Annotated in this window: 10 protein-coding genes; 2 read left to right on the top strand and 8 right to left on the bottom strand. The window is 47.0% G+C overall.

Annotation, left to right across the window (positions count from 1 at the left end; genetic code table 11):
• The first annotated feature begins 26 nt into the window (after nucleotides 1-26).
• Complete coding sequence (locus QT973_RS07855; RefSeq protein WP_333053463.1) at nucleotides 27-1,214, top strand: aldo/keto reductase; 1,188 nt, start codon at nucleotides 27-29, stop codon at nucleotides 1,212-1,214.
• A gap of 304 nt (nucleotides 1,215-1,518) precedes the next feature.
• On the opposite strand, the gene QT973_RS07850 is transcribed toward QT973_RS07855, so the two are convergent.
• The 7 genes from QT973_RS07850 to QT973_RS07820 form a co-directional block, all read right to left on the bottom strand.
• Nucleotides 1,519-2,559, bottom strand: a complete 1,041-nt coding sequence (locus QT973_RS07850; RefSeq protein WP_333053462.1) for a tetratricopeptide repeat protein — start codon at nucleotides 2,557-2,559, stop codon at nucleotides 1,519-1,521.
• A 450-nt stretch (nucleotides 2,560-3,009) separates the two neighbouring features.
• The gene (locus QT973_RS07845; protein WP_333053461.1) at nucleotides 3,010-3,783 is read right to left on the bottom strand and encodes a BMC domain-containing protein; all 774 of its coding nucleotides are present in this window, start codon (nucleotides 3,781-3,783) and stop codon (nucleotides 3,010-3,012) included.
• A 348-nt stretch (nucleotides 3,784-4,131) separates the two neighbouring features.
• Nucleotides 4,132-4,830 carry a carbon dioxide concentrating mechanism protein gene (locus QT973_RS07840; RefSeq protein ID WP_333391068.1) on the bottom strand — a complete coding sequence of 233 codons (699 nt, stop codon included), beginning with the start codon at nucleotides 4,828-4,830 and terminating at the stop codon, nucleotides 4,132-4,134.
• A gap of 289 nt (nucleotides 4,831-5,119) precedes the next feature.
• Nucleotides 5,120-6,757: a ribulose bisphosphate carboxylase small subunit gene (locus tag QT973_RS07835; RefSeq protein ID WP_333053458.1), complete on the bottom strand. Its 1,638-nt coding sequence runs from the start codon at nucleotides 6,755-6,757 to the stop codon at nucleotides 5,120-5,122.
• Between the two features lie 118 nt (nucleotides 6,758-6,875).
• Nucleotides 6,876-7,181: a EutN/CcmL family microcompartment protein gene (locus QT973_RS07830; protein ID WP_006635057.1), complete on the bottom strand. Its 306-nt coding sequence runs from the start codon at nucleotides 7,179-7,181 to the stop codon at nucleotides 6,876-6,878.
• A 404-nt stretch (nucleotides 7,182-7,585) separates the two neighbouring features.
• Nucleotides 7,586-7,927 (bottom strand): carbon dioxide-concentrating mechanism protein CcmK, encoded by a 342-nt coding sequence (locus QT973_RS07825; RefSeq protein ID WP_006635058.1) that lies wholly within the window; start codon nucleotides 7,925-7,927, stop codon nucleotides 7,586-7,588.
• 96 nt (nucleotides 7,928-8,023) lie between these two features.
• Nucleotides 8,024-8,335, bottom strand: coding sequence for a carbon dioxide-concentrating mechanism protein CcmK (locus QT973_RS07820; protein WP_006635059.1), 312 nt, complete (start codon nucleotides 8,333-8,335; stop codon nucleotides 8,024-8,026).
• 623 nt (nucleotides 8,336-8,958) lie between these two features.
• On the opposite strand from QT973_RS07820, the gene QT973_RS07815 reads away from it, so the two are divergent.
• Nucleotides 8,959-10,833, top strand: a complete 1,875-nt coding sequence (locus QT973_RS07815; protein WP_333053457.1) for an NAD(P)H-quinone oxidoreductase subunit F — start codon at nucleotides 8,959-8,961, stop codon at nucleotides 10,831-10,833.
• Between the two features lie 123 nt (nucleotides 10,834-10,956).
• On the opposite strand, the gene QT973_RS07810 is transcribed toward QT973_RS07815, so the two are convergent.
• The gene (locus QT973_RS07810; protein WP_333053456.1) at nucleotides 10,957-11,568 is read right to left on the bottom strand and encodes a Uma2 family endonuclease; all 612 of its coding nucleotides are present in this window, start codon (nucleotides 11,566-11,568) and stop codon (nucleotides 10,957-10,959) included.
• Between the last annotated feature and the right edge of the window lie 197 nt (nucleotides 11,569-11,765).

The following is an 11,765-nucleotide window of genomic DNA, read 5'->3' as shown; positions in this document are numbered from 1 at the left end:
CTTGGTCACTTTGAGGAAAATTTTCAATGAAGGAGGGCTTAAACTTAATGAATGTTAGCTTAGGAAATAATAATGCGATCGCGATCGCAGGCAGAGCTACCGCAGAAGGAACGCGGCGTTACAGGGAACGGCACAACAAAAACTGTGCAGCCGATCACTTCCGAGAAACTGGTTCGCTTGTGGCCAGCTCGATTGGAATTGGCACTTACCTTGGGGAACCAGATGAGTATACTGACACTCTGGTGGCGGAAGCTGTAGTGGAATCGGTTCGGCGGGGTGCCAACCTAATTGACTCAGCAATTAACTACCGCTACCAGTACGGAGAGCGGAGCGTAGGAAAGGCTATCCGCCGTCTCCTGGAATCGGGAGAAGCCTCAAGGGATGAACTAATTATCTGTACGAAAGGCGGCGTTGTTCCCCATCCAACTCCCAACCATGTAGAGTGGTTTTATCAGCAGTACGTCGAGCCAAACAACTCTACTATCAGCATGGCAGATTTGGCCCAGGAGCGTTACTGCATCCACCCAGAATACATTCAAGATCAGCTTAATTGGAGCCTCGCCAACCTCGGCATTGAGACAATCGATGTCTACTATCTTCACAATCCAGAAAAGCTACTTTCTCAAGTTGAACCCGATATTTTTTACAATCGGTTGCGAGAGGTTTTTGAGGTACTTGAAGGTGCGGTTTTAGCTGGAAAAATTGCTAATTACGGTGTGGCAACTTGGAATGCTTTTCGCGTACCTCCAACTGAAAAGTACCATATCGATCTGGCGCGTGCGAAGTCCATTGCTCGCGAAGTAGCTGGGAACAAAGAGGATGGGTTTCGGTTTATCCAGCTTCCTTTGAATATGGGGATGCCGGAAGCTGTGCTAAGCCCAACTCAAACAATCAAAGGAGAACAAGTCTCAGTATTGGAAGCTGCCGATCGCTTAGGCATTTGGGCGATCGCCAGTAGGTCGATCTGTGAAGCGCAGGTTATCGGTCAGATCCCAGAAAAGATTGCTTCTGCCTTTGGCGAAAGCTTGCGGACAGACTGCCAGCGGGCGCTCCAATATACCCGCAGCGCCCCTGGCCTCCTGAGTGCCCTTGTAGGGATGAAAGCGCCAAAACATATAGAAGAGAACCTAGCCCTTGCTGCTGTCGGGCGGCTTGGGAGAGCAAGGTTTCAGGAACTTACTGATTCAATTGTTCAAGTGTTAAACGGAAATTGAAGTTGCCCTTGCCGGAGAACGGCTGAACTTAAAATCTTCAATGGCATTATGGAATAGTTTCAGTTAATGTTTATGGTTCTTCCATACTTAGTGTGGGAGCATCTCAATGAAAGCAGGCCTCCGCTAGAAATTGGAGTTTTGAGGCAGGAGGCAGGAGGCAGGAGGGAAGAGGGAAGAGGAAGAAGGAAGGAGCCAGAAGAAGTGTTTTTACAAATATGAGATGCTCCCGATCGTGTGCTAAAATGAGATATTATTGTAACATTTTAGCCGACTAAGTACGCAAGCTCCCTGATTACTGAATAAATCAATCATTAATAAATTCACCTTCACAGATAATCGAGTCTCTGTTCTCCAAATCTTCTTGATTCCAGACCGCGTTTAATGCTGCAGAACTTAAGGAAGTTGACATCGTATTTAATGTTGTGTTGTAGTATTCCGCAGCATTATTAAGTTCCACCTGCGGCGCTTCCTTGAAGTATGAATTAATATCAGGCGTGCACCGCTGGGCTTGGTAGTATACATAAGCTTCAGCATTAATGCACATTACGTGGTAAAAATCCTTATTTGCTGCCGCAACATCTCCAAGTTTATACAGCGCTAAACCCCGGTTGAGATAAGCTTTAACATAGTTCGGATCGAGTTCTACTGCTTGGTCAAAGTCTTCAATTGCAAGCTGCATTTGTTTTAATTTATAGCGAACGCAACCTCTGTTATAATAGGCATAAACATTTTGTGGATCGATGGCGAGTGCAATGTTGTAATCGGCCATCGCCTGCGTATTGTCTCCTAGTTGGTGGTAACAGAGACCTCGATTTATGTAAGCTTTGATATATTTAGGATTCAACCGCAGCGTTTCGTTAAAGTTTTCCGTTGCTGCCTCTTTTTCTCCCAAAAGGTAGTAAGCGCGCCCCCGGTTGTAATAGGTTTTATAATTGTTGGAATTGATAGAGAGAGCTCGATTGTAGTCTTCTATTGCTTCTTCGTAGTTTCCTAAATTAGCAAGTACCAGTCCCCGGTTGTTGTAGATAGCGTGGCTGTTAGGCTTATTTGCTAAAGCACAGTTTAAATCTTCAATGGCTTTGTCGTGTTCTCCGAGATGACGCCAAGCATTGCCTCGATTCAGGTAAGCCTCGAAGAAATTAGGATTGATATCTAGGGCTTGGCTGAGGTCTGCGATCGCTTTTTGGTAGTCTTTCATGTAATAATACACCAAGCCGCGATTGTTATAGGCTTTGGCATCGGCGGGATTGAGTTGCAGTATGCGATCGAAATCGTCGATCGCCGCTTCATAGTTTCCTTTCTTGGCGCTGTGCAAACCGCGCTTGTAAAATTGTTTGAGGTTCATAGGTCAACTTTCAGGAGTGCTTGATTCTGGGGGTTGATTCCTGTGCTGTCAGTTTTGAGTTCGACAGCCGTTAATCTGTTGAAAGAGCATCCACCTGCGGTCAGAGTAACTCTTGAATGATTCCGGGCAATCTACCGTAAACAGGATTTTTGGTTTATTTTAACAGTAGTTAAATCATGTGGAAAGGCTTTGCACGTCGGCTGGATTTACTTATTAGTCAGTTCGATTGTTTACTCGATCGACTTGCTCTCAAAAGTCTAGTTTTACTTGGTGCTCGGTGTCTCTTGATGCAGCGACGATCGGCTAGATCGGCAAATTAAGTTTGAGACCGCTACTCAGTATAAATTGTTGCCAGCAGTCCTACCGAGTAAACTCTCTATTTTTTTGACAAATTTCGTCTCAGTATTTGCGACAGTACGTCTCTACAAACTTTTGTTGCCTAATTACCAATTACCGATTGATTTCCTCTTCCACATAAACTCTCAATTTCTCCAAATCTGGAAGTTCGATCAATTCTTGTTCCTTTTCCTTAACCGACATGGGCATCATCACAGGTTTACGCTGCTCGATCCAGCAACTCGCCAGCGGTAAAGTTTGTTCCAAATCTTCCAAAGGCCTCGGAATTACCATCACCGCGTTCAACTCGCCAATTCGCTCAGCTTCGTACATCCCGGCTTCTACGGCTACTGCTACATCTGCAACTGCACCGCGAATAATTGCCGTACACAAGCCGGCGCCTATTTTCTCGTAAGCTGCCAAGTGTACGTCTGCAGATTTGAGCATAGCATCGCAAGCACCGACCATTGCCGGAAATCCGCGGGTTTCGAGCAAACCGATCGCCTGATTGCTAAGCCGAGAATAACTGCCTTTTTCCGAAAGTTCAGTCAGCCGAAAGCCGATCGGCAAAACCACTTCCAAATTAGCCAAAGGTCTAGGAATCACTAACTTAGAAACAAACTGCCCGAACTGTTCGGCAGTTTGAGCTCCAGCTTCCACAGCCAAACGCACATCCGAAATTCTGCCCCGGACGATCGCGGTACAGTGACCGGAACCAATTTTTTCGTATCCTACTAAAATCACTCCTGCCGACTTGAGCATCATGTCAGCAGTCCCGACAATTGCCGGAAAACTCTTGGTCGATACCAAACCCAAAGCAGTGTCTTTGAAGTATTCCTGGCGCTGCGATCGCTCTTGGTGACTGTTACGATCTGTTTGTCCGTCCATCTTCTATTACCCTTAGAAACTTCCCAAAATAAAAATTTGTTGATAGTTTATAGTTTCTCAGATGAGAAGACAGACTGCACGAGCTACAAGACACTGATTGCTGCTGCAAGGTCTGACAAATTGCTGAGCTACCAATAATATGAGATTACCTATTTATATTTGATCTTTCTGCCTTTAGCATAGCTGGCTTTTGCCGAAATGACCGAAAGCATCGAGGATACCCGCCACGTGATTCATCCGTCCAGAAATAAAAAACCTGTATCCCATAAAGGAACCCCGAATTTATCTCGCGCAAGTCAATGCTTCAATCTCAAATCTAAAATCGAAAATCGCGCAATCGATTGACGGCTACCCGGAACCGCCCGATAGAGTTTGGCCGTTTTCCTCCGATCGATTAAAAGCTTGCCGGTGCGGAAACAGCGTCCCCAACAGCCGATTGATGTGAGCTTGGCCATATAGAATAGTTGGCGTTTCCCCTGGTTGGGGCGGCTCTGCGGTGGTGGGTTCCGGTGGCTCTGGGGCAGTCTCCGGCGCAGTTTGAGGCGGTGTTTGGGCGGGTTGTGGCGGCTCGATCGGCTCGATCGGCTCGATCGGTCGATCGACTGGTGGCGTAGTGGCTTCGGGGGTTTCTGGTGATGTTGGCGCTGCTGTTGGCGCTGCTGCTGTTGGTTCTGCTGTTGGTTCTGGGGCGACTTGGCGGCTGGTATCTCCCATTAGAGAACCTGCTGGCATAATTTGCATTTTGTCGATACAAGGATTGATTAGGGTCGTCGCGGCGCCAATACAGGCATTTTCCCCGATCGTTCCCGCACCTACCACCAGCACCCCTGCACCCAGAATTACGCCCGCCGCGATTTCCAGAGTACCTTCACGGGCGTGAAGGATAACTCCCATACCGATACAGGCACCGGCGGCGATCGAGATCCGGCTTCCGGGCTCTGCTTGCAGGATTGCTCCAGGGGCGATCGCCGCACCCTCATTCACAACTACATCGCCACTCATCAAAATCTGAGAGTTGCTACTTAATTGCAGTGGCGATAAATACATTCGACTTCACCATGAAAGGAGCTATTTTTTTCGATAAAACGACTTTAAATTATGGGTTTTCTCGACTGATAAATTTAACCATGTCAATCTAAGAAACGATAATTTACTAATACTGAGAAGCTTGATGATTTAACGTTTTATAGAAACTTTCCGAAGATTCTAGATTTTGACCAACATTTCTCATTCGAGCTTTTTAACTATCTCAAATCCAACTTAAATCCGCTGGGGTTTCTCCCGTTGGCCCCAACGCGAGGGCTTAACGGGAGAAACAAGCTAATTACCTAGCAAATTAAGGACGCTGGATAATTTCTTCGAGTACCCGGCGCTTCGCCTTGGAGTCGATGCCCAGCAAGCGGACGTACTCGCCGCTGTGTTCTTTGAGACAGCTTTCGAGGGCAGAAATCACTTCGGATTCGCGGTTGGATGCGATCGGGGCGCAACTGCTCCAAGAACCGGTGCGGAAACGGCGCGCGTCGGCGTGTTCCGTGCCAATTTTGTAGCCTTGGGAAAGCAGGTTGCGGATTTGGTCGATCGTCTTGCCGGTCAAACTGCCGCTGCTGGCCGAACCAGTCGAAGCTGCTTTGTATCCCGATGTTGCTGCAGGCTTAGCCGATTGAGCAACTGGGCCGTCGGGACGCTGAATAATTTCTTCAACCACGCGTCGCTTAGCTTTCGGGTCAATCCCGATCAAGCGCACGTACTCACCGGGGTACTCGTTCATCACAGCTTCCAAAGCGGCGATCGCCTCAGATTCGTTTCTGACTTGCAGCGAAGCCCCGCTTTGCCAAGAACTGGTGCGGAAGCGGCGCGCGTCGGCGTGTTCCGTGCCAATTTTGTAGCCTTGAGCTAGCAAGCCCCGAACCTGAGTCACTGTTTCGGCACTCAATTTTCCGCTTGACACGGAACCGCTATTGTGGTATGAAGCTTGTTGTGCAACTTTACCGTTAGATTGGTGAGTTTTCGCACCGTTAGAACCGTTAGAGCCGTTGTCTCCCGGTCTTTGGACGATTTCTTCTAGTACGCGGCGCTTGGCTTTGGTGTCAATCCCGATCAAGCGGACGTATTCTCCTTGGTGTTCGGCCATGCAAGCTGACAAAGCCGCGATCACTTCAGAGTCACGGGTTGAGGAAATCGGGCCGCAAGTACGCCAAGAACCGGTACGGAAGCGGCGTGCGTCGGCGTGTTCGGCTCCCACGCTGTATCCTTGAGCTAGTAAATTACGGATGCTATCGGCAAGAGTTGAACTCAATTGGGTGCCGGCATGGGTAGAATATTTGGTTTGAGTCATATTTGGGTTTTTAGTTTGCTCGTTGCGAATTGGTGCTAGACAGGCGATGTTCTCAGCGCAGCGATAACCCGTTCTCAGAGCGTCATTGATGCCGATGACATGGGTCGCAAATTGAATGTCAGAATCTTGAACGTCAGGCAAGCGATCGGCTTGCTTCTGATTAGTGATGATGGCTCCCGAAGGTACGTACTTACCGGGGGGAATCTCCACATCTTTAATTAGTACGTGCATCATGACAATGCAGCCGTTGCCCACTCTGGCATTGAACACCGTGGAGCGAAAGCCGATAAAGCAGTTGTCGCCCACGTAGGCCGGGCCGTGAATTAAACTCATGTGGGTGAGGGAAGTATTTTTCCCCACCCACACAGAATAGGATTTGTCGTCGTCTCCTGTGACACGGCCTTGTTCTAGGCCGTGAATCACTACTCCGTCTTGAATGTTGCTTCCTTGTCCGATATAAAAAGGAGTGCCTTCATCGGCGCGGATAGATGTCCCGGGGGCAATCATCACATTAGAACCGATATGCACATCCCCAATAATGTTAGAAAAGGAATGTACGAAGGCGGTGTCGTGAATTTTAGGCTCAGCCAAGTTTTTCGACCAAGGCGTCGGGGGAGCCGCAACGTTGCGGACTGCCATAAATTAAGTTCTCCTAAGCTGAAAAATCTTTTTGTTAGTTGTTAGTTGTTAGTTGTTAGTTGTTAGTTGTTAGTTGTTAGTTATTTTTCCACTAACTGCTAACTGCTAACGGTTGCAACTAGCCGTACGGGTCGTCTTTTTTACTGTAAATGAGGCGGTTTTCTACATTGACAGTATCTATAATGCCTACTACTAGAGCATCGATCGGACGGTTTTCGCTTCCGGGCGCGATCCGGGCTGCGCTGCCTCGGGTTACTAAAACCCATTCATCTATACCAGCGCCCACACAGTCAGCGGCTACCTCATAGCCGGGAACTGGCGAACCTTCCTCATCGATGAATTGCAGCAGTAGAAATTTCGATCCTCTCAGTGTCGGCTCTTTTTGGGTACTGACAACTGTGCCGAGAACTTTGGCCATTTGCATTTTAGGTAATAGGTAATAGGTAATTGGTAATTGTCATTTTTTCACTTAGTCACTTGTCGTTTTTAGATTTGCTTTCTTCTGTCTGCTCTGCGTCTTTTAGAGTTTTTCGTCTAGTAACTAATGACTCGCCAGAAACGGGTAAAATTCCCCACTTAAGTGGACGAGATCGAAATTTTAGACTAAGAGTTCAAGCTCCCCAATTCAATGCGAGAGTCAATCTAAAATCTAAAATCTAAAATCTAAAATCGACGGACTCATGATTCATGACTAATAACCAATATCCCATGCCCACCTCAATTAAAAATTAAAAATGCTAAATCAAAAACATCGCGATTTTTAATTTTTAATTACCAAACGCCCCTAACAGCCGTGAAGCGAAGCTATCCCGTAGGGAATCGCCTATCTTATGATCTGTTGAGAGGGCGAATGCCACTCACGCCTTCACGGAACTGTTCTACAGCTTCGGTGTAGCGAATCGGCAGCACGTACTCTAAGTTTTCGTGAGGGCGGGCGATAATGTGGGTGGACATCACTTGTCCGCCGTTAACGCGCTTCACTGACTCTACTCCGGCTGCGACAGAAGCTTGCACTTCCGAGACATCTCCTCTTACAATGACCGTAACCCGAGCGCTACCGATTTTTTCGTAGCCTACCAAGGTGACGCGGGCTGCTTTGACCATCGCGTCAGCGGCTTCTACCACTGCGGGGAAGCCTAGGGTTTCGATCATGCCAACTGCAATTGCCATTGGTTTTACTCCTGATTGAATATTTGGGGAACTAAACAGTTAATTTTTGACGATCGCACAAATTTTCCTTTAACGAAATTTTTGTGCGCTAAGAACTTAGTAGCCTCGGAACTGTTCTACTGCTTCTGTATATCGAATCGGCAGAACGTATTCTAGGTTTTCGTGGGGGCGAGCGATGATGTGGGTAGAGACGACTTCTCCGCCGTTGACCCGCTTGACGGATTCCACTCCGGCTGCGACTGAGGCTTGGACTTCCGACACGTTGCCGCGCACAATTACGGTGACGCGGGCGCTGCCGATTTTTTCATACCCCACGAGGGTAACGCGGGCAGCTTTGACCATAGCATCGGCAGCTTCCACCACAGCGGGAAAACCTTTTGTCTCAATCATTCCCACGGCAATTGACATTTTTGAATCTCCTTTGAGGATGAGCGAAATTACCGTTACAAATCTTTGAGAAATCTAAAAATTTGGACGGGGAGGCCCACATTTTTTAGTAAGGCAGTGTAAAGCTTCCTATCCTATAAGAATAGGGGAAGCTGTCCACCTTGACAATATAAACTAACATCATAATGTTTAATAACAAAAATTAAAATTTTTTATGTTACTTAAAATAATTTCATATTTATTTAATAATCTTAATATTTAGAGGGGTAGATACCGAGAGCGAGGGGGGATTAAAGTAAGTAAGAATACTCATAAAGTAGAGTTCGGTATGCGAAGCCGGAGCCGATCGCTGGCAGGAAATTAGGGGAGTTCAAAATGGGGATCGCGGGTAAATAGCCAAAAAAGGCAGTCTTGGCCCATCGGCAGACATTTTTTTCTTTGAGTGCCTCCTCTGCTCAGCTTATAAATTAGTGTTGAGATAATTATCAGTTTTGATGCTTTCATGTATAGTTAATCTGGACTGCAAATTATTTTGCCACAACTATACGATCGGGTTTAGTCAAAGTTTTAGGGCATCGCGCGATCGCCCGCTACTGTTTTTGTATAAAAGCAGCCAGTAATTTCAAGTTTAAGGCATAAATTAAATGACTCAATTTCTCCTCCAAGCCTGTTGGTGGGTACCTTTATATGGCTTAATAGGCGCAATTTTAACTTTGCCGTGGTCTACCGGCACCATTCGCAGAACAGGCCCAAGACCAGCAGCTTACTTCAATTTGCTGATGACAGTGGTGGCTTTCATACACGGATCAGTTATTTTTACAGCGACTTGGGATCAACCGCCGCAACAGTTGCTCGTGCACTGGGTGCAAGCAGCCGATTTAGATTTGTCTTTTGCAATAGAAATCTCCACGGTCAGCGTCGGAGCAATGGAGTTAGTTACACTTCTGAGTTTGCTAGCACAAATTTACGCTCTAGGCTACATGGAAAAAGACTGGGCGCTAGCTCGATTTTTTGGGCTGCTCGGTTTTTTTGAAGCAGCAATTAGCGGCATTGCTATTAGCGACTCACTGCTTCTAACTTACGCTTTATTGGAAATGCTGACGCTTTCAACTTACTTGCTAGTCGGGTTTTGGTACGCTCAACCGCTGGTAGTAACAGCCGCTAGAGATGCGTTTTTAACCAAGCGTGTAGGAGACGTGCCACTGCTGATGGGAGTAGTGACGCTTTCAACTTTAGCAGGAAGTTTGAATTTTTCCGATTTAGAAACATGGGCGGAAACTGCAACTTTGTCTCCCCTAGTGGCGACTCTTTTAGGTTTGGCTTTAATCTCCGCCCCTACAGCCAAGTGCGCTCAATTTCCCTTCCATTTGTGGCTCGACGAGGCGATGGAAGGGCCAAACCCGGCTTCGATTATGCGGAATACGGTAGTTGTGGGCGCTGGGGCTTATGTTTTGATTAAACTTCAGCCTGTTTTAGCGCTGTCGCCCGTGACGGATGGGGTGCTGGTGGTTTTGGGGGCGGTGACGGCTGTTGGCGCTTCCTTGGTGGCGATCGCCCAAATCGACCTCAAAAGAGCACTATCGCATTCTACCAGCGCTTCTTTGGGTTTGGTGTTTATCGCCGTGGGGCTAAATCAAGTTGACATTGCTTTACTGTTGCTGTTCGCGCACTCGATCGCCAAAGGCCTATTATTCATGAGCGTAGGGTCAATTATTACCACAACTAACACTCAAAATTTAACAGAAATGGGTGGGTTGTGGTCAAAGATGCCTGCCACGACTACGGCTTATTTAGTAGGCGCTGCGGGGATGGTAGCGTTGTTGCCTCTGGGCAACTTTTGGGCGATGCGACGCTGGCTCAACGGTTTTTGGACGGTGCCTTTGTGGCTGGTAATAGTGCTGCTTTTAGTTAACGGTTTGACAGCGCTAAATTTAACTCGCATATTCGGTTTAGTGTTTGTGGGAAAACCGCAGCCGAAAACTCGCAGAGCTCCAGAAGTTGGTTGGCCGATGGCTTTGCCGATGGTAATTCTGACAGTGATGGGGCTGTTGGTTCCTTGGATGTTGCAGCAGTGGCAACTGTTAATTAGTTGGACTGGCCCTTGGGCGGAAACGGGAGATTTTGATACTTTAAATTTGCTGTTGAAGACGCTGGATACACCGCTGTTGTTGTTATCTGGATTGATTGGCGTTGCGGTTGGGGTGGCGATTTATTGGTACGGGGTTTTACCTCGACCGGTACGGCTGCCGGTGCCAGCGTTGCAGGATTTGTTTGCTTACGATTTTTATATCGATCGAGTTTACCGCTTGACTGTCGTTTGGGCTGTGGCTTTTATTTCTAAAATCAGCGCTTGGACTGATAGGTATGTGGTGGACGGGGCGGTGAATTTGTTCGGTTTTGCCACAATTTTCAGCGGTGAAGGGTTGAAGTACAGCGGCACCGGTCAGTCGCAGTTTTATGTGTTGACTATTGTGGGGGGGGTTGCGGTGTTGCTGGGGTTGATTATTTGGCAGTTTTAAACAGCAGAGGTTGGCAGATGAATTTTTCGGGTTTGTCTGCTTTTTGTCTGATGTTATTTAATTTTAAACCGCAGATGAACGCAGATGATTTTATTCTGGGTTTGTCTGCTTTTTTATCTACTTTTATTCAAACTCGATCGGCCACAATTCGATCACTGGAACTTCCCAACCGGGCAAAAGTTCGGGAATTGAAATCATGTCGCCGTCTCTCAATACCACTGGATCTGCTTGGGGAGTGTAAATTGTTATTGTGCGCTTGTCAGGGTCGATTAATATTCCTACTTTGGCTCCTAGTTCGATAAATGATAAAATTTTTTCTCGCAGGGGTTTGAGGCGATCGGACTGAGATTTGATTTCTACAACTAAGTCGGGAACGAGTTCGGCAAAATACCTTTTACTTTGTTTGAGGCGATCGGCGGTTACAAACGAAACATCGGGTGCTGTAAGATTTGAATTGGGGAGAATAAACCCGCCACTGGACTCAAACACTCGTCCAAGTTTGCGGGGTTTGACCCAGTTTAGTAAAAGTCTGACTAACTCTGCCCCAATTTCGCTCGATACAATGTCTGATGGGCCCATAAGGATAATCTTCCCGTCTACGAGTTCTAATTGGTAGTCTAGATGCGCTTCCGAGAGTATACCTTGCAGTTGTTCCAAGTCGGCAACGGTGAGGCGGGTGGAAGGAGAACCGGATTTAATTTGCAAATCTTCTCGATCTGTAAGACTTGAGGTCATAGGAGGATTCCAGACACATTTGAATCTATGTTAACAAGAAAATGGGCCGATCGCTTTTTTATGCAGTTGCTTTGCGTTAATGTTAAATATATACCAATCCTTGCAGGAGTCGTAATTTTTTTACCCCACCCCAACCCTCCCCGATGCCTTGGGGAGGGAGTAAGAAATTCACAAATGATTTAGGATTGCTATATCTC

The organism is Microcoleus sp. Z1_A1, assembly GCF_036700305.1.
Lineage (GTDB): Bacteria > Cyanobacteriota > Cyanobacteriia > Cyanobacteriales > Microcoleaceae > Microcoleus.
The sequence above is the reverse complement of the archived record's forward strand: the minus strand, read 5'-3'. Positions and strand labels throughout refer to the sequence as shown.